Origin of the sequence: Caballeronia sp. NK8, assembly GCF_018408855.1 — a bacterium.
GTDB lineage: Bacteria > Pseudomonadota > Gammaproteobacteria > Burkholderiales > Burkholderiaceae > Caballeronia.
The window spans coordinates 1,470,825-1,489,903 of sequence record NZ_AP024325.1 but is presented as its reverse complement, the minus strand read 5'-3'; the positions used below and the strand labels follow the sequence as shown (position 1 = coordinate 1,489,903).

Genomic DNA, 19,079 nt, shown 5'->3' with positions numbered 1-19,079 from the left:
CAGCGCCTGGTCCAATGATAAGTAAGGGCCATCGAAAGGGATTTGGTTCTTGCAGTCGCGAACGCGCGGCAACGACACAAAGTTAGTTCCAGGCGCTCGTCGAACCGAGTTGCGAGGCAATGATATGACAGCTGAAAACGAAGGACAAAGTACCGAGATTCGTGAATTCAAGGTTTGGCAATGCCTTCTGTGCGGATTCACGTATGACGAGGTTGAAGGTCTACCGAGCGAAGGGATCGCGCCCGGTACTCGTTGGGAAGACATTCCCGAAGATTGGGTATGTCCCGAGTGCTCGGCGACGAAAGGCGATTTTGAAATGGTCGAGATCTGACAGAAGTCAAAAATCGCCAAAATCAAACATCCAATTCATTCCACGCAACGTCGTTAGTAAGGTGTCGAGTACGACGTCTGCCGCTGGATAGCGGTGCGCAGTTGCCGCGCCCTATCTCACGGTGGTGTGCGCTGCTCTTCGCAAGGCTCTTTCGAAACGTCAAGAGCTCCGTGCGACTATTTCCACGGAGCTTCGGGCGTGTTGCTTTCTACGGGACTCATCGTTCAGCATGGTCTCGTGATGGAACGCCTGCTTAACAGACCGCCTGCCGAATCAACTGCTGTGCAGTTCCCGAAGTCGCGTCTCATGGAATGGAACGAAGGCGCCGACTTACCGGTTGATCGGCGCTGTGGCCTTCTCGTCAACCCAGCGCACAGCCTTCTTCCTGTCACGTACGCTCCGACTTCGCCGCCTCCGCAAGCTTTCGTCCGGTTGGAATAGCGCCGTTCGCAATCTACCAGGGCACTGTCATATTCATGGCGCTCGAGGTATAGCACGAGAAGCGTCGGGCTGTGGGCCCGTTGTGGATTGATGCTCTCACAGGGCCGCACAGGCCCGGGTCTCGGGACAAATTACCCGCCGTCTCAAAGTAGGGCAATCAGTTCGCCGGATGCCTGCACAGCGTTCAGCCGCGATGACCGGGATCACCTATAGTTGATCTGCGATTTGTGGCAGTGACCGCTCGTTGTGAACGGGCATCCAGGATGTGGACGATATACGCCGCACGCGCAATTTCGAAGTCGATGGTGCGTTCGTCTCGAGTCATTTCGGGAAACGACGGCGCGCTCGCGTCCTTGCGAGCGCTACCCAAAGTCGTCGTTGCTGCCGTCTTTTGCTGCATGGCGATGATCGATGGTGGCTTCCGGCGTGGTGACGAAGCGCTGATGAGGCATGCGCTCGGTGAACCGTGTGATTCTTGTTGGCAGACTGTTCAATGGAGAGGCGACTGCGGCCGAAACTGGCATTCTTCGCGCAACCGCGATCCTGGCGAGTGAGATGACGTACAAAATGTCGATGCTGGGCACCGATGCGGTCAGTTAACGCGGGCTGCTCGTCGATTTGCAGGTGCACGGATGCAGCACGGTGAGGCTTTGGTCACATCCCCGGCCACCTCGAAAAGGAACGCCGCCTCTTTGGCGGGCAATTGAGAGGGCACGGGTGTGGCAAGCCCAAAGTCAACAGCAGGGCGAGGGGTGCCAGATAGCAACCTCATGCCAATTCCGAAACAGCGAATTATCGCGGGCTCGCCTCCAACCAGTGACAATCAAGTCTATTGGAACCACCCGCGCGCCGACGGACCCGTTGCTCGATTGCCGGTCGAAGTGAAATCGGCAGGGCAATGCAGTGCGTGGATCAACGGCGGCTGGACGCCTCTTACGTGCAACCAGGGGGTGTGACAGTCTAGTCTTCGACCGCGTTGGTCTTCCGGGCGTCGATGCCTCTCGTGTCGGACGCTAACTGGGCAAAAATGAAAGCAGATGACATCGTGATTAACCCGACGCACACGAACGTAGAGTGAAACACGGGTAGAGCTTGAGGCTGCAGATGCGTTGAAAATACGTTTCCAAACATCGCTAGCATCGCGCCCGCCACTGTCACCCCGAGGCTCATGGACAGCATTTGGGTGAGCGAGAACAGACTATTCCCACTGCTTGCGCCGACAGTATCCAAGTCCTTCAAGGTGAGCGCATTCATCGCAGTAAATTGGTTTGAATTGACCGCGCCAAAGAACGCAAGTTGTAGGAGTCGGACCCATAGCGGCTGCTGCGGGTCAACGAAGGCGAAGCTCGCCATGCTCAGTCCGGCAAGAACTGTATTGGAGACAAGGACCGTACGGTAGCCATACGCTGTAATCATCGCAACGATGACTCGTTTTGACGCGATTCCAGCTGCTGCCACGGGTAGCATCATCAAGCCCGCATGAAATGGTGTATATCCGAGAGCCACTTGCAAGAACAGCGGCAGCAAGTATGGCATCGCTCCGCCGCCGATGCGAGCAAACAGGTTCCCAAGAAGACCGATCTTGAATGTTGGGATTTTGAGTAGGGTGAGCGGGAGAAGCGACGCGGGATTATCTGTGGAGTGCAGCGCATAGGATACGAGGAATGCGAATGCCAAGATTAGCAAAACCAATACTGAGGCTCGTTGTAGGCCGAGCTCCGCGAGTCCATCTAGCGCGATGGTTAGCGACAGCATGGCGAGCACTAGAAGAATATATCCCTTGAAGTCAAATCGCGTCACAGTCGGCTGGGGCTTCCCGACCATGAAAAAAAAGCATCCGATGCAGCCGATTGCGCCGATTGGTACGTTGATGAGGAATATCCAATGCCAAGAGGCGACGTCAGTAAGCCATCCGCCCAGGGTCGGGCCGAGCAGCGGACCCACTAGTCCAAGGACTGCTAGCGAACTCAATGCCGGCAGGTATCGTTCCCGTGGAAAATTGCGCAGTATTGCCAGCCGTCCAACCGGCAGCAGCATCGCACCCCCCACTCCTTGAACGACTCGCGCAGACACCAGCTGCCATAGCGCACGGGAGTTTGCGCACATCAAAGAGCCGACGGTAAAGATGATGATCGCAGCGAGGAATACTTTACGCGTTCCAAATCGGTCCGCTAGAAACCCCGATGCGGGAATCACAAGCGCCATTGTCAGCGAGTAAGCAATCACCACGGATTGCATGTGGAGCGGAGCTTCTCCGAGACTGCGAGCGATCGAAGGCAATGCGGTGTTGACGATCGTCGTGTCGAGCGTCTGCATGAAAAAGCCGGTTGCAACTAGCCACAGTGTCATTGTGACTTTTCGTGCGCTTGCTTTGTCGAGCTCGGCCGTTTGTGAGCCAATCGAGTTATCGCTCATCAGATGCTGTTTCGGTTATCGAATCGATGAAGTCGGCGTCGGGGAGATGACCAGAGAGCGGCATTCTGCCGTGGCGCAGCGGGAATGCAAGAAAAGAAGCACTTAATGAGGCGGGCGATGACCTGTGTCGACGTTGAGGCAGTCGCCGCCGAAGGCCGACTGGAGCGTCGAAGTCATGGAACGTGCCGGGAGCAGACCATGTCCTTGTAATCGAAAGCCACTGAAAATGGTGTGATCCGAATTACTGCTCGCGTCGTAAGGCCGGGAGTACGGCCCCCGCCTGAGGAAGCAGGGGTGCAAATCCGACTTAGCTTATCGTTCCTCACGCGGGTACTGCAGGACCAGCGCTTCCAGACCTTTATCGCCCGCCCGGATGTCGAACTTCTCCTCGCTCGGTTCCACCACGACCATCGACCACAGCGGCAGCTCTTCGTCGTTGTGCAACAAAGTGCCGTTCCCGACGAATACGTAATAGCCGGCCGCTGCTTTCGGATCGGGTCCGGGGACGCTCATACCTGCGCCGAGGCGAACGACCTGGGCATGCATGCCGTCACTCGAGTCTTCGAGCAACGTCTCCCAAACTGCCTCCTTTCTTGCTGCAAGCACTGGTTCGATAGAAAAACGAACAGGCTCTGACGTGAGGTGGCGCCGCTTGCTCGGTTCAAGCCGCTCCCTGTAGCCGGGTTTATCAAGATACACGGGCTCCGAATTACCCGTGTACATGCGCATTGCAACGAACGAAAGCCCTTGAGGGCCGGCGACGATCGGGCCGTAAGCGGTGTGGTGATCTTTGAATTGAACCGTCAGAGGCTCCAAAACCTGTTTGCGGGCTCCCAAGGTCCCCGATCCCGCGATGAAGCATTGGAACATCGTCACTCCGTGGAAGTGCGAGACAACGGATTCGTTGGGATTGAGTTCCGACATCGTCGCCTGCGGCCCGGCGCCCGCGCTCTTTGAACTGCGAGGCCCAAAGAAGACGGTGCCCCAGTGTTCGTTACCCGTGCCGGGCGAAACCACGACGTTGCGATTTGCGAGAGCGTCGGCGCCGCTTCGTGTGTAAATCATCAGAAATCTCCTTGTGTCTTACCACTGCCTGCAGGGTCGGTGTGTCGAATGGATCTCGGCTCGTCGGCAGCTCCAGCGATCACAAGCGCATCCTATCACGGTTTTATTAAGTAGCATGAGTTCCATTGATCGGAACCTAGGACCAGCCAAGGGTGATATGCGAAGACGTGGCTGTTTCGCTCGTTGTGGCGACGTGCAGGGAGTTTTGGTTTCATTCATCGAAACCAATTCCATTTTTTGTTGACGCGGCAGTTTTCCAGGAATAGAGTTCAGTCAACCAGCGGTACATCGATGACGCGTCGTGACCGTGCATTCTTCCGTTTCAATCCGAGCGGCATCTAGCTCAAGGGCCCGAGATTTAGTGACTATGAACTCCTTCAAACATTTATTTGAACCCCGATTCGTCGCAGTCGTGGGCGTGTCGGACGACGCGGCTCGCCCCGGTTCCCAAGCTGTCCGGGCGTTGCTCAAGAATGGGTTCGCGGGAAAGGTATATCCAGTCAACCCCAAGTACGAGCAGTTCGAGGGGTTGAAGTGCTACCCGGCAGTTGACCACATTGACGGACCGGTGGATCTCGTCGTCATTGGTGTGCCCGCAAAAGGTGTTCTGGCTGTTCTCGAGCAAAGCGCTGCCAAGAAGGTCCCGTTCGCTGTTGTGTTGAGCGGTGGCTTCCGTGAGAGCGGCCCGGAAGGCATTGAGCTGGAAAAGAAGATGCTCACGATCGCCCGTGACTCGGGCATGCGTCTCATCGGACCGAATTGTCTTGGATTTGCGAATATTCACTCTAACGTGTATGCCGCATTCGGCAGCATTACGCGCGAGCCGAAGCTCAAGGCGGGATCGGTTTCTCTCGTGACGCAAAGCGGCGGATTCGGCTATAGCCTCGCCCTTGGGTGCGCCGCCGCCGGGGTGGGTTTTCGCCATGTGATTGCGACAGGAAACGAGACCGACATCGATACCGTTCAGCTTATCGATGCCCTCCTGGACGATCCCGAAACCGAAATCATCGTCGCATATATCGAAGGTACAAGGGACGGACGCGCGCTGCTGAACGTTGGGCGCCGTGCCCTGGCGGCAGGGAAGCCCGTGCTCCTTTGGAAAGGGGGCGTGACGGAGCAAGGAGCTCGCGCAGCAGCCTCACACACTGCAAGTCTTACAGGTAGCTACGACTTCTATCGCGCGCTTTTCAAGCAGACTGGAATCGTCGAGATCCGGGAGATCCACGAGGCTGTCGACTTTCTGAAGGCGCTTGCCGGTGCGAAGTACCCGTCTGGTGGCGGGGTTGGTGTCATGGGCGTGTCGGGAGGATCGGCAATCGTGTTCGCCGATGCGGGGGAGCCGGAGGGGCTCTCCCTGTGCGACCTTAGTGAAAGCACGCAAGCACGGCTCAAGGACGTCGTCCCGAATATCGGAGCAGTACACAATCCCATTGACCTGACCGCAGGCTACTTCTCCGCTGCAAACCGTGAAAGGTTGAAGGCGGCGGTTCTTGCCACGCTCGACGATCCGTCGGTCCACTCGGTCTGCGTTAACCTTGCTACGACCGGTAGCGCCGGGAGCGTCGCTGCTGCTGAAGTGTTGGCGGGCATTGCACGTGAAACCGATAAGCCGGTACTTGTCTTTTCTTCGGCACCCGCAGACCAGATTGCTCCCGCGCTGGAGATCTTCGACCGCGCGAGGATTCCAGTTCTTCCCTCGCCTTCACGTGCGGCTAGAGCGATCGCAATGCTCAAGCGATACGGCGAAGCTAAGGTCAAGCTGACTGACTCAGCGCATGCGTCGGAGGCGGAAGACGCTGTAGCTCAAACCAACGATCTCTCGGACGCGATCAAGAAGGGAAGTTTGTCGGAAACCGAGTCGAAGGAAATTTTGGCCGCAGCAGGCATCCCAGTCACGAAGGATGTCATCGTCGAGGGTGTCGACGGCGCGGCTTTTGATACGCTGAGGGCTCCATTGGTCGTAAAAATTGTCTCCGCCGACATTCCGCACAAGACCGAAATCGGTGGCGTTAAGGTGGGGTTGCGCACGCGAGAAGAACTCGAGTCGTCGATCGCAGAGGTGCTTGAGAATGCGCGAACGCACGCACCGGCCGCACGCATTGAAGGCGTGTTGGTTTCTGAAATGGTCCAGGGGGGCTTCGAGCTTATCGCTGGCGTCGTGAATGATGAGGTGTTCGGCCCCGTGGTCGTGGTCGGGGCGGGAGGCATTTATACCGAGCTTCTTCGAGATTCCGCTTGCCGCCTCGCGCCCTTTGACGTGAAAACCGCTCGCGAGATGGTTGACGAGTTGCAATGCCGTCGGATCATGGACGGCGCGCGCGGATCCGCCGCCCTCGATGTCGAAGCCGTGGCGCATGCTCTTTCGGCGCTTTCCCGCTTTGCGTGGGACAACCGAGGCATCGTCAAAGAAGTCGACGTTAATCCCCTCTTTGTGCTCCCGCAAGGAGTGGTCGCAGCCGACGCCCTGATCATTCCATCGACCACGGACAACGCGTAAGCGGCACTGTGAATACACTATAGTTAGTAAAAGGTGAATCTGTCATGAGTGAAGGTCAAGTTTTGTCGGACACCTTCCCAGTCCTCTTCAAACCGCTGGACCGTACCTTGGAAGTGCGATCCGAGCAGACCATTCTCGAGGCCGCTCTAAGCGCCGGATATCCTCTGCCCTACAGCTGTAAAAGCGGGGTGTGTGGGTCGTGTAAGGCGCGGGTGGTCGACGGAGAGTTAGACCCTGGTATGGCTCAAACGGCAACGCTTACGCAAGCGGACATCGACGAGGGCTACACGCTGCTCTGCCAATCTAGACCACGTTCTGCGTTGACCGTCGAATGCAGCGTGATTCCGGTGGTGGAGGGCTATCCGGTGCGCAAGCTGGCCTGTCGAGTGGATCGCCTTGAGCGGTTGGCAGACGACGTAATGCGGATTCGTCTGCGACTTCCGGCCAATCAGAGTCTGGCGTTCTTGCCCGGGCAGTACATCAACATCGCCATTCCAGGTGGTATCCGTCGGAGCTTGTCTATCGCCAACTCGCCCGATGACGCGGGGTTCGTTGAGCTGCATCTGCGCAACTACGACGGGCCATTCAGTCGGCACGTTTTCGGAAAGATGGCCGAGAACGACCTTCTCAGGTTCGAAGGACCGCTGGGTACCTTCTTCATCCGCGAAGCTACCGAGAAGCCGATGATTTTCGTTGCGAGCGGGACGGGATTCGCGCCTATCAAAGCGATGATCGAACAAGAGGTTCGCAAGGCTCACGGTCGTCCTATGACATTGTACTGGGGTGGTCGGCGGCCGAAGGACCTCTATTTGCATGATGTTGCCAAAGCTTGGGTAACGGACATCGGACTCAACTATGTTCCGGTGATATCCGATGCATCGGCGGAAGACAACTGGACTGGACGATCCGGGTTCGTGCATCAAGCCGTAATGGAAGACTTTGCCGATCTTTCGCAGCATCAAGTTTATGCATGCGGGGCGCCAATCGTTGTTCAATCAGCGCGCAGGGACTTCATTAACGAACGCCGTCTGCCAGAAACTGAATTTTTCGCCGACATCTTCGTGTCGGGCGCAACGCCGGCGGCCTGAGGCCACTCGAGTGGAAAGAACATAAGGAGATGCAATGATGCAAGGTGTCAGTCCTGGTTCAGCGACTATCGCTGTGGGCGTCGAGTTGCGTAATGCTCAGATCTGGATAACGATAAGCCGCGCCGAGAAAGCAAATGCGATGACGGTCGCGATGGTGGAGCGCATGACTTCCGCAATCGTTGAGGCGGGCAGCAATGCTGACGTGCAAACAATTCTTCTGACAGGTGCTGGAACCCGCGTGTTTAGCGCTGGGGTGGATGTGCGCGAAAGGCCGGAGGACGGGGATCAGGCGGGCCAACGTGAGCGCCGCTCCCACGCGTTGGCATCGTTGCAAGATGCGGTCATGAACTGTCCGAAGCCGGTGATTACGGTCCTTAACGGTACCGCAAGCGGAGCCGGAGCAATGCTCGCGCTTCTGTCAGACGCCTGTGTTGCCGCTGACGAAGCAGAACTGACATTGCCAGAGATCAATCTGAGCATCCCAACGTTCTCCGGGGCGAACATTCTTGAAGTGATCGGAGGTCGGGCCCTGGCATTGGATCTCATTCAGACGGGAAGGCGTATGCCGGCGCGGGAGGCTCTGAGTCGCGGTTTGGTCACGAGCGTCGTGCCACCTAGTGAGTTGCAATCGGCCGCCGAGGTCGTAGCCAAAGGGCTTGGGTCTAAGGATCCTCACGCCTTCGCGGAGAACAAGCGCTGGATCAACCGCTCGCTCAAGAAAGCTTTGAACGAGGCGCGGGAGGAGCACGCGCGGCATCGACAAAAGGTTGCGAAGTAGTTAAGGGCCGCCGACCGCTGTTAATGGTTGGCGACACGCGATGAATGGACTGTAGAAACGTGCCCTGGCAAGGAGACTAGATGGCGGACCTCGAGCTTGAAAGAATTGACCGTGTACTCGTCGCACGACTGAATCGACCCGAAAAGAAGAACGCGCTTAGCGAGGAAATGCTGGAGGTCCTCCGCAACGCCCTAAAAGAAGCAAATGAAGATAACGATGTCGGCTGTTTCGTAATTACTGGGGCTGGAGACGCGTTTTGTTCCGGGGGCGATCTCGGACGACGTGCAGCCGAAAGGGCGGCTGGCGACCCGACGCCACTTGAACGAAAGCTCCGTTTGCAGAAGGTTACGCACCAGGTAGCGTTGGCTGTCGAGGAATTCGAGAAGCCGTTGATTGCTGCTGTCAACGGAGCAGCAGTCGGGGCGGGAATGGACCTCTCCTTAATGTGCGACGTGCGCTTTGCAGGGACTTCGGCTCGGTTCTCAGAGGGGTACGTGAAGGTCGGCCTCATTCCTGGAAACGGCGGCTGTTACTTCTTACCTCGACTCGTTGGGCCCGCGAGAGCGCTTGAGTTGCTGTGGACGGGAGACTTCGTTTCCGCAGACGAAGCACTGAAGGTCGGCCTAGTCAATCGTGTCTTCAACGATGCGGATCTCTTTCGAGAAACGCTTACGTTCGCTACGCGCCTGGCTGAGGGTCCGCCTATTCAGATTCGCGACATCAAGAAGCTAATGTATCAGTCGCTACGTACCGATCTGCGCACCAGCCTCGAGTCCGTGGCAGCGCACATGGCGGTCATCCAATCCACGGATGACTACAGAGAAGCAATCTCCGCGTATAAGGAGAAGCGTAAGCCGAAGTATCGGGGAAGCTAATCGCTCCCGCATCACGCATCGCTCTCCATTTCGACTCATGCAATGACTCCTCGCGTGTCCGACGTCGGTTCATCTCGACGTCGGCACGCGCAGGGAGCTCGACATGAGCGAACTCAATTCGTCCGTCTCGCCGTCGCGCGAAACCGGTGCACGGTCGAACACTCGACACGAGGTCGGAAAGAGCACCGCCGCCGTCTCGAAGTTGAATGCTCGCTAACCGGTCGCGTCCCGCCCACGCGAGGGCTTGCCGACGGCGCATGCGGCCCCTTGTGCAATCTGCCGCCAACATTGGCGAAAACGCAGGCGAGGTCGCGTTGAGTCCCACGACTCTTGCGGAGCACCGTAGCGCGGCGGACCTCCTGCGCTTATTCGACCTCTCGGGTCCTGGCTCCGGTCTCTCCAAGAACAAATCAATCGATTTCCAAGTTCTGATGAATGAAACTTGTACCAACCAACGAAATTGGTTGTAGACTGAAGTCACGACAAGAAAGACGTCGCGGCGGAATCGGTGCCGGGAAAGGAAATTGACCGGATTCGTTGCATTGCAGATGTGGGCCGAGGCGTTGGATGAAGTTTCCCCCTCTAACGCCGACGGTGAGGAAAAGGCGAGGAGTTGATGATGAGAACGGACGGGCAGTCATTACGCTGGTTGGTTCACAAATGGTTTGGCTCAGCGCCGGCAAGTGGGATCCGGGTCACTCGAACCATTCCGGTGAAATCGAATCCGTTTCGAGGCGTTTGTGTCGAGACGACTCAGTCCGACCGAGACCTCGTCATTTTCTTCTTTCGTCACGACGACGGTTCGTGGAGCGTCCTTCCCCCATCTGCAAGGCGCCCGATGTTCAGTGTGTGTGTCTGAGCCCGCCATGATTTTAGAGCTACGCATTGCTTGAGCGAAGCATTAAAACCGCGAAGACGTCAATTACGAACAAGCCTCGCTGCTGGTACGAACAAAGCAGGTTTCGCGTGTGTCGCGGCGGAGTTGCGTGTTTATGAAGACGTGTTGCCTCGATCCTAGTTTTGATCAAAAACCCAGAGGCCTACACTGAAAAAAATGGAAGTCGGAGCGAGACGATGATAGATGTGCTTGTGATTGGAGGTGGCAACGCAGCCCTTTGCGCTGCCCTGATGGCGCGAGAAGCGGGTGCTTCAGTTCTCGTGCTCGAGGCCGCGCCGAAAGAGTGGCGTGGAGGTAATTCTCAACACACGCGCAACCTGCGCTGCATGCACGACGCACCCCAAGACGTGCTAGTCGATGCTTATCCCGAAGAAGAGTATTGGCAGGACCTTCTCAAGGTTACCGGTGGGTTGACCGATGAGAAACTTGCCCGAATCGCAATCAAAGCTTCGTCGAACTGTCGAGACTGGATGCGTGGACATGGAGTTCGATTCCAGCCACCGCTGTCTGGAGCCTTGCACGTCGCGCGAACTAACGCCTTCTTCATGGGCGGCGGTAAGGCGTTGGTGAACGCTTACTACCGTAGCGCGGAAGCGCTCGGCGTTCAAATTCGCTATAACGCGCCAGTGGATTCGATCGAGCTCGATGGCGAGCGCTTCGTGGCTGCGCGAATTGGCTCTGAGCGCATTGAGGCACGTACTTGCGTGCTCGCCGCTGGCGGATTTGAATCGAATCGTGAGTGGCTGCGGGAAGCGTGGGGGCAAGTGAACGGTCAGTGGATCGCAGACAACTTCCTGATCCGGGGTACCCGCTTCAACATGGGAACCTTGCTCAAATTCATGATTGACGCGGGTGCCGATACTATCGGAGATCCGTCGCAATCGCATTGTGTGGCTATCGATGCGCGAGCGCCGCTTTACGATGGAGGCATTTGCACAAGAGTTGATTGCGTTTCGCTTGGAGTCGTCCTCAATCGAGATGGAGACCGTTTCTACGACGAAGGCGAAGATTTTTGGCCTAAACGCTATGCGATCTGGGGACGCCTCGTCGCTCAGCAACCTGGGCAAATCGCATATTCAGTGATCGATTCGAAGGCTGTAGGGCGATTCATGCCCCCTGTCTTTCCTGGCACTCGAGCTCATTCGCTCCCTGAACTTGCCCGTGCGATGAGGATTGGTGAAGAGCGGTTCATGAACACGATCGAATCATATAACGCGGCGTGTCGCGTAGGGACGTTCAACCATGCCGTTCTTGACGACTGCCATACCGAGAATCTAACGCCCCCAAAAACGCACTGGGCGCAACCTCTCGACAAGCCTCCGTATTACGCCTACGCGTTGCGCCCAGGCATCACGTTCACCTACCTGGGGCTGAGGACTGATCCCCGCGCGGCCGTCTACTTCGACGGAACCCCGTCCGAAAATCTCTTCGTAGCAGGGGAGATGATGGCGGGCAACGTCCTCGGGAAAGGATATACGGCGGGGGTCGGTATGGCTATCGGCACCGCATTTGGCCGCATCGCAGGTAGTCAGGCTGCACTGGCGGCAAGAAACGTGAAAGGGAAACATGACCATGCAATCGCTTGAAGCTTTGGCTCGAGAGGCATCTGCGCTCGCTAAGAACGAAATCATCGTTCGATCTGCTCTGTCGGAGCAAGAGAACGAAGTAAACAGAATCATGCAGATTTGCAACGCTTGTCGCTACTGCGAGGGCTTTTGCGCCGTTTTCCCGGCTATGACTCGCAGGCTGGAATTCGATCGCTCTGACGTGCATTTTCTGGCCAATCTCTGCCACAACTGTGGTGCGTGCCTTCATTCCTGCCAATACGCACCGCCGCACGAGTTTGCGGTGAACGTGCCTAAAGCGATGGCACAAGTCCGCTTGACTACCTACGTCGACTACGCGTGGCCGTCAGCGTTCGGACGGCTTTACAAGCGTAACGGGCTGACGGTGTCGGCCGCGCTCGCGAGTGGTTTGGCGCTTTTCCTCGTGCTCGGGATGTACATGACGGCGGGATCGGTACCTGCCGCTGGTGCGAATTTTTACGCAGTTTTTCCGCACAATCTGCTGGCATTGATGTTCGGCGTTGTCTTTGCCTTGGCAGCGCTAGCGCTGGGCATCGGAGTGAGAAAGTTCTGGAGGAACGAAAATCCCGGCGCGCCGTCAATGTCTGCTGCGTCGGAAACCGCCGGTGACGTATTGAGCCTTCGCTATCTTGGAGGTGGCCATGGAGATGGATGCAACAACGAGGACGACGCGTACTCACTCGCACGCAGGCGTTTCCATCACCTTACCTTCTATGGATTCTTACTGTGCTTCGCCTCGACGTGCGTTGCGACCGCCTACCATTATCTCTTCAAGTGGGAGGCGCCATATGCACTCAGCAGCCTTCCGGTGTTTCTTGGATCGTTCGGCGGTATGAGCTTGCTCGCCGGAACTAGCGGCCTCTTTGTCCTTAATCTGAAGCGGCACCCGCTCCATGGAGACCGTGGCCAGAGGAGTATGGATGTCGGTTTCATTGTTCTCCTGTGGTTGACCGCAATAACCGGGTTGATTCTCCTGGCTCTGAGGGAAACCTCTGCGATGGCCGTGTTACTCGCGGTTCATCTCGGGGTAGTCATGGCTCTTTTCGCGACCCTTCCATACGGAAAATTCGCGCATGGAATCTTCCGCACGGCGGCTTTGCTGAAATGGGCAATTGAGAAGAGAAAGCCGTCTACCCTGTTGGTTGAAGATTGATTAAATGTGTAGGTAGGCTAATGAGCTAGGTGTACCGCGTCGATCGATTGGGACTGACACTCCACTATCGAACTCGGCATTCAGATGCGTGTGAATTCTTTAAATACAGGAGACTGAGTGTCTTACGGGTGCAAGTGATGTTCTTACGACATCGCAAGAATTGCCCGAAGTCCTCAAACAAATCATGCCCCTTAAGAAATTCCATCTGCGCGCTCCGAGCGTGAGCGGTCGAAGCCGTAGTCCCTTCTTAACGACGCTCGATCGTTGCCGAACCGCCTTACGATCTATTTTGGTAGACGCTGCGGCCGGAAGCGTGTGCGATGCCGTGGTGCACTTCGACGGCATCGCCGCGTACCAGCTTTTTCTAGCGGACTTCCAAGCATCCAAGAAATCGCGGGGTCTGGAGGCGCGAAACGGTAGCTCGATCGGCGCGTAACGGCGCTTAGAAATATCTAAAAGGAGGCATGATGTTCGGAAAAAGCCTAAACAGGGATGTCGTTGGAGGCGTCTTGATGTTTGGCATTGGGATTGCAGTAGCAATACATTCAATGTCGTTACATCTAGGTTCACTCAGCCAGATGGGTCCAGGGTATTTCCCATTTGCGCTTGGTGCCATCTTGACCGTAGTCGGAATTGCGATCGCTGTGCAGGGTCGTCTCTCGCCGCCTGCTGAAGAAGAGAAAGAACACCACGGTGCGGAGTGGAAGGCCTGGTTTCTCATATGCCTCGGTGTGATGGCATTCGTTGTCCTAGCAAAGTATTTGGGACTCCTTGTCGCGACCTTCGCGGTCGTTTTTATTTCAGCGCTTGGTGATCGAAAGAACACGTGGAGATCCGCTGCGCTTCTCGCCATCGCGCTAGTTGGGGTCGCCATTGTGGTCTTCTGGTGGGCGTTGCAAATTCAGTTGCCTTTGTTCAAGTGGGGTTTCGCATGATCGCTCAGACACTTCACGATCTGTGGTTCGGCTTCAGTGTTGCGTTGTTGCCGCAGAACCTATTTTGGTCCTTCTTCGGGGTGCTTGTCGGCAACCTGATTGGTGTGCTTCCCGGGATGGGCGCGCTGTCGGCAATCGCCATGTTGTTGCCGCTCACTTACTCGATGCATGCTGTGCCTGCTCTCTTGATGTTGGCAGGGATCTTTTACGGCTCGCAGTATGGCGGCGCGCTTGGTGCGATCTTGCTTAACCTTCCTTCCCATCCGCCGCATGCGGTGACATGCATTGATGGGTATCCAATGACCAAGCAGGGAAAGGGGGGTACGGCGCTCGGCATCACGATGGTTGCATCGTTCTTTGCGGCCTCGGTCGGCATTATCGTCATGATCTTTGCCTCCCCATTGCTTGTAAAAGTCGCGTTTGAATTTGGGCCGACCGAAATTGTTTCGATCATGATGCTCGGACTTATCGCCGGCTCGACGATGGCACGCGGTTCTAAACTAAAGGGAATCGCGATGACGGTCTTCGGACTTCTCTTGGGCATTGTCGGTACGGATGTCAATACTGGTATTCAACGCTTCACCTTCGGCTTTACAGAGCTCTCGGACAAAATTGAACTCGTGGCTCTTGCGATGGGTCTCTTCGGCGTTGCCGACTTCATGCTCAGTGTCAATCGAGTCGCATTCATCGGTACGCAGGCCAAAGTTCGTTTTCGCGATATGCGGCCATCCGTCAAGGAATTGAAGCAGGCGTTTTGGCCTATGGTACGCGGAACGTGCGTTGGTACCTTGTTCGGCGCGATGCCAGGCACGGGGCCGACCATCACAACGTTCATTGCGTATGCCTTAGAGAGAAAAGTGGCGAAGGATCCTAATCGGTTCGGGCAAGGCGCAATTGAAGGGGTGGCGAGTCCCGAAGCGTCCACGCACGCCAAAACGCAGGTTGACTTCATTCCAACGATGACCCTTGGTATTCCCGGCGACGCCGTGATGGCACTGCTTCTTGGGGCGTTGCTGATCCAAGGGTACCAGCCGGGTCCGCAACTCATCACTGAACATGCGGATCTGTTCTGGGGACTGATTGCCAGCTTCTGGATCGGAAACGTGCTTCTCCTGATCTTGAACGTGCCGCTGATTGGAATTTGGGTGAAGCTGCTTCAGGTTCCGTACCGGCTGATGTATCCGTCAGCGTTGTTCTTTATTGCGATCGGGGTCTATAGCACTAACAATAGCCTGTTCGAAGTTGCCGAGGTCCTCGTTTTCGGTATCATCGGAGCCATACTGTTAGCACTCAAATTCCCAGTTGCGACGATCTTGTTGGGGTACGTACTTGGCCCAATGGTCGAAGAGAACTTTCGACGTGCGCTGCTGCTTTCAAGAGGCGATATGGGGATCTTCATTGAGCGACCCATCAGCGCGGCGTTCATGTCTGCCTGTATGCTGCTTATCGTCGGTCAAGCGTACTTCGCATGGCGCGGTGCAAGAAAGAAGAGGGGTCCGCTGGCGGACGCCGACAAACAGGCCCCGTCTCTGTCAAATACTGTTGTAGCCGAAGACTAGTCGAAGCTTCGGAATTTCAGTTAGAAGCGATGGCCGCCGTTCGGCTTCTGTAACGTAAAGTCAAGCGCGCGACCGCGACAAAGTCCTCTCAGGGGTGGGGCGCCGACCGTGTCATATGGGAGGCGCCCTCTTTTTTGCGCTACGTCTAAGTACTAGTAATGCAGGTTGCGATGCGAGCGGTATGGGGATCATGGACGAGGTAGATGTGGATCATTGACCTCGGTAATTCAGAGGGTCGCGCGAGCCCCAATGTGGTACCAGCGCACTCTGACTCTTGTGAAGGCTTAGATCGTTGTCCCAACTCCGTGCGGTCTACCGTTCAGAAACGCGGCTCCAGTTGCCAGACGATTCTTGTCCCCAATAAAGTCCCGTTCGTACGAGGTTAATAGTGGGCTTTCATGCGCCCCTCATATGCAATGTGGGAGGAATTTTCTGGAGAAAGCCTCGTTGGACATGGCTCTGTATCGCGGAGCCACCTGTGCTGTTGTACCATACGGCATCACAGAAATATTCGAACGGAACTTCATCCTATGATGCGCTCGGTGGAACGGATTTTGGCGGTTTTCGAGAGTTTCAGCACTGAACGAAGCAGTTTATCGCTCCAGCAGATCTCTGACCGCATTGAACTGCCGAAGTCGACGACGTTTCGTATCGTCCAGAGTTTGGAGCAGGCAGGTTACCTCGTGCGATTGGAGGACCAGCAGTACTGTCTTTCGTTCCGGTTTACGCGCCTCGCAGGCCTTGTGAAAAGTACGCTCGGTATCCGCGAGATTGCGCGACCGTTCATGACTGATCTTGCAGAGAAGACGAAAGAGACGGTCTCGCTGCATACAGTGTCCGGACGTAACCGAATCTGTATCGAATCGATATCGACCGTTATGGCGCCATTGAGGGCGGTCGTTCAAGCAGGCGAGCAGATCCCGCTGCAGGCTGGCTCTGGGTCAAAGGTGCTGATGGCTTATATGCCGAAGGCTGAGCTCACTCCGTTACTTGCGAGCGTAGGTAAGGCGTCAAAGCAAACGAAAGCTGAGCTCCTTGCGGAGCTTGAGCGGGTTCGCGAAGCAGGGTTTGCTGTGTCGCATGGGGAACGACTGATGGGAATTTCGGCGATCTCCGCCCCAATCACGGATGTCAATGAAGAAGTGCATTATTGCCTGTCCGTAGGCGCGCCTACGGTTCGAATGCAGATGCATGAGAAGGAGTTTGTGAAGCTGGTAGTGGACGCCGCGGCGAGCATCTCGCGGCAATTCGGGGGGCAGGCCGAACTGTCTGTGCCGATTGATGAGCCCTGAGCGTCCACGTATTCGTTTCTGACTTAGAACAATGAGCTAACCATCCCACCATCCACCGGCACCGTTGCACCGGTGATGAAACCTGCTTGCATCGACGCGAGAAAAGTGACCACCCCCGTGAGTTCTTGCTGAGTTCCCATGCGCCCCAGTGGCGTAAGCTTCTTTCGTGCTTCGGCCTGTTCTGGAGTGTACGCTGCGGAACCCGCGCGGTGAGGCGTTTCGATCAGCGCGGGCGCCACGCAGTTGACCGTGATGCCTTTCGTTCCCACTTCGTTGGCCAAGTGCTTCATATAGGCGGTCACGCCCGCCCTGAAGACGGTCGAGAGACTGTGGTGCGGCATTGGCGCCTTTACAGACGCAGAGGTGACGGCGATGATTCGCCCCCAACCCCTCGTCATCATCTGTGGCGTAAGCTGACTCACCACCTGGATCGTCCCCCACAACTGGCTTTGATACGCCTCGGTCCATCGTTCCTCTTCGGTCTCTTCGACCGTGGCGCGGATGGGGTTTGGTGGGCGGCCCGTGTTGAGGACGGCGATGTCCACGCCTGAAAATTCGGTTTGTAGCCTTCGCACAAGGCTGTCCACATCACTGCGAGAGAGCATGCTGCCCGGAATCGCCAGCGCTCGGACGCCATGCTGTGCCTCAATTTCCTGCGCTATTGCCTGCAGCTTGTCCGCAGAGCGCGCAAAAAGCGCCAGATTGACCCCCTCGGCGGCTAGCGCATGTGCAATGTTTCGACCCATTCCCCCGCTCGAGGCGGTGACCAATGCCGTTTTGCCGCGTATTCCCAAATCCATAATCAGCTTGCCTCAGGTGTACGTTTTCAACAGCGTTCGCACGCTTAGCCGGTGATGAGCACTTCGTCTCCGACCACTTCGAAGTGGTGTGGCATGTCTTCGGAGACCCATTCCATGTATGCGACGAGGTCGTCAAAACGCTTGTCATCGCGCAGCAACACTTGGGGGCGATAGCGGGCATCGAAGGTCATCGGCAGAAATGAAACCCGGCCAATCCCGTTCTTTGAAACTTCTGCCTTTGCCAGCAGACCAAGAGTGCAGTCCTTCCCGTAAGGCATGAGGGGGTAGGTAGGGTCTAGGTCCGTATGGTTCCTGACAGCACCGTGCGCCCAAGCCGGCTCATTGGTCCACGAAGGAGCAGCAAAGGACTTTGTCATGGCGAAAACACCCAAGCTGTAAAAGATTACCTTTCCCTTGTAAACCTCGATAGCCTTCGGAATATGGGGTGCGTGGCACACGACCATATCGGCACCTGCGTCGATCGCCGCATGCGCCACGGTGACTTGGTAGTCGGAGATTACCCGTGGTAGGCGGATTACACCAGAGTGGAAGGCCAGGATGACTACATCAGCCTGAGAGCGTAAGGCGGTGACGTCCTCAATAAGTCGCCCTAGGTCTTCAGCATTAGGTTCGGTGTGCACGCGCACAGGTTGATGCGGCCCGCGCGTTTCATAGGTCGTCTTGATCCGCACATTTGTCACGCCGGGCTTCTGAGGTCCGGCGTCGCTGCCTGCCGCTCCTACCGAGGTGTAGCCTAGGTAACCGACCCTCACGCCGTTGCGCTCGACAATCGCAGGTTGGCGCGCCTCCGCGAGATTACGTCCTGCGCCCGTAACCTGGACGCCGCTTTCCATGAGCAGGTCTCTCGTATCCACAAGAGCGTCAGGTCCAGCGTCATAGCTATGGTTGTTGGACATTGTCACAGCGTCGAACAGCCCTCCGGTGAAGAGCTTCGACATTTCTACGGGCTGACACACCTGCGGTGCATGGTCAGACTTGACCCCGCGAGTCGAATAGGTCCGCATACAGTTGACGAACCGGAAGTTTGCCTTCTCCAGAACCGGCTGGACCAGCTCAGTGTAGCCCTCAATCGGGTATCCCTCAGCGGGCCCATGGGTGGGTCCACAATCTCCAGCAATAACTACGGTTGAAGTGTCTGACATTGCTCCTCCTTTGATGTTCGGTCCGCTGAAACCTTCTGACCCGGTCGACGCCGAGTCTTTCCGAGAATCCTCTTCTTCCAATCGAAATTGTCCCACCATGAGAGATCATGCCCTCAGGGCTTCAAGAGGGCGCTCTCAAGCGAGATCGATTCTTTGAGTTCCGATCAATGAAATGCGTGCTGATTATAGGAACCCATGATAGC

General features: G+C 56.4%; 15 protein-coding genes. 10 read left to right on the top strand and 5 right to left on the bottom strand.

The features are described 5' to 3' along the window. Positions 1-124: 124 nt before the first annotated feature. The gene (locus NK8_RS32095) at positions 125-331 is read left to right on the top strand and encodes a rubredoxin (protein ID WP_277183170.1); all 207 of its coding nucleotides are present in this window, start codon (positions 125-127) and stop codon (positions 329-331) included. An 803-nt stretch (positions 332-1,134) separates the two neighbouring features. Here the strand turns inward: NK8_RS32095 and NK8_RS32090 are convergent. From NK8_RS32090 to NK8_RS32080, 3 genes are all read right to left on the bottom strand, one after another. Beyond that, positions 1,135-1,356 (bottom strand): hypothetical protein, encoded by a 222-nt coding sequence (locus tag NK8_RS32090; RefSeq protein WP_213232272.1) that lies wholly within the window; start codon positions 1,354-1,356, stop codon positions 1,135-1,137. Positions 1,357-1,732: 376 nt separating this feature from the next. Beyond that, entirely contained in the window at positions 1,733-3,187 is a 1,455-nt protein-coding gene (gene mdtD / locus NK8_RS32085) for a multidrug transporter subunit MdtD (protein WP_213232270.1), read from the bottom strand. Between the two features lie 312 nt (positions 3,188-3,499). Further along, positions 3,500-4,252 carry a hypothetical protein gene (locus tag NK8_RS32080; protein WP_225936453.1) on the bottom strand — a complete coding sequence of 251 codons (753 nt, stop codon included), beginning with the start codon at positions 4,250-4,252 and terminating at the stop codon, positions 3,500-3,502. 367 nt (positions 4,253-4,619) lie between these two features. On the opposite strand from NK8_RS32080, the gene NK8_RS32075 reads away from it, so the two are divergent. The 9 genes from NK8_RS32075 to NK8_RS32035 all read left to right on the top strand — a co-directional run bounded on the left by NK8_RS32075 (position 4,620) and on the right by NK8_RS32035 (position 16,913). Beyond that, positions 4,620-6,749 (top strand): acetate--CoA ligase family protein, encoded by a 2,130-nt coding sequence (locus tag NK8_RS32075; protein WP_213232269.1) that lies wholly within the window; start codon positions 4,620-4,622, stop codon positions 6,747-6,749. Between the two features lie 44 nt (positions 6,750-6,793). Continuing rightward, entirely contained in the window at positions 6,794-7,837 is a 1,044-nt protein-coding gene (locus tag NK8_RS32070) for a CDP-6-deoxy-delta-3,4-glucoseen reductase (RefSeq protein ID WP_213232268.1), read from the top strand. 34 nt (positions 7,838-7,871) lie between these two features. Continuing rightward, entirely contained in the window at positions 7,872-8,615 is a 744-nt protein-coding gene (locus NK8_RS32065; RefSeq protein ID WP_225936452.1) for an enoyl-CoA hydratase/isomerase family protein, read from the top strand. A gap of 80 nt (positions 8,616-8,695) precedes the next feature. Continuing rightward, positions 8,696-9,490: an enoyl-CoA hydratase/isomerase family protein gene (locus tag NK8_RS32060; protein WP_213232267.1), complete on the top strand. Its 795-nt coding sequence runs from the start codon at positions 8,696-8,698 to the stop codon at positions 9,488-9,490. 1,074 nt (positions 9,491-10,564) lie between these two features. Continuing rightward, positions 10,565-11,974: an FAD-dependent tricarballylate dehydrogenase TcuA gene (gene tcuA, locus NK8_RS32055; protein WP_213232266.1), complete on the top strand. Its 1,410-nt coding sequence runs from the start codon at positions 10,565-10,567 to the stop codon at positions 11,972-11,974. After that, entirely contained in the window at positions 11,961-13,127 is a 1,167-nt protein-coding gene (gene tcuB, locus NK8_RS32050) for a tricarballylate utilization 4Fe-4S protein TcuB (RefSeq protein ID WP_213233274.1), read from the top strand. Before tcuA ends, tcuB begins: the two co-directional genes overlap by 14 nt. A gap of 464 nt (positions 13,128-13,591) precedes the next feature. After that, a complete protein-coding gene (locus NK8_RS32045) occupies positions 13,592-14,062 on the top strand; it encodes a tripartite tricarboxylate transporter TctB family protein (RefSeq protein ID WP_213232265.1) in 471 nt (156 codons plus the stop codon). Beyond that, positions 14,059-15,621, top strand: a complete 1,563-nt coding sequence (locus tag NK8_RS32040; protein WP_213232263.1) for a tripartite tricarboxylate transporter permease — start codon at positions 14,059-14,061, stop codon at positions 15,619-15,621. The genes NK8_RS32045 and NK8_RS32040 overlap by 4 nt, the downstream gene beginning before the upstream one ends. Before the next feature lie 530 nt (positions 15,622-16,151). Further along, on the top strand, positions 16,152-16,913 hold the full coding sequence (locus NK8_RS32035; RefSeq protein ID WP_106854492.1) for an IclR family transcriptional regulator: 762 nt from the start codon (positions 16,152-16,154) through the stop codon (positions 16,911-16,913). A 23-nt stretch (positions 16,914-16,936) separates the two neighbouring features. Here NK8_RS32035 and NK8_RS32030 read toward each other — a convergent pair whose 3' ends face one another. Together NK8_RS32030 and NK8_RS32025 are read right to left on the bottom strand one after the other, a co-directional pair. Beyond that, positions 16,937-17,659: an SDR family oxidoreductase gene (locus tag NK8_RS32030; protein ID WP_301549896.1), complete on the bottom strand. Its 723-nt coding sequence runs from the start codon at positions 17,657-17,659 to the stop codon at positions 16,937-16,939. A 98-nt stretch (positions 17,660-17,757) separates the two neighbouring features. Further along, on the bottom strand, positions 17,758-18,876 hold the full coding sequence (locus tag NK8_RS32025; protein WP_213232259.1) for a CapA family protein: 1,119 nt from the start codon (positions 18,874-18,876) through the stop codon (positions 17,758-17,760). Between the last annotated feature and the right edge of the window lie 203 nt (positions 18,877-19,079).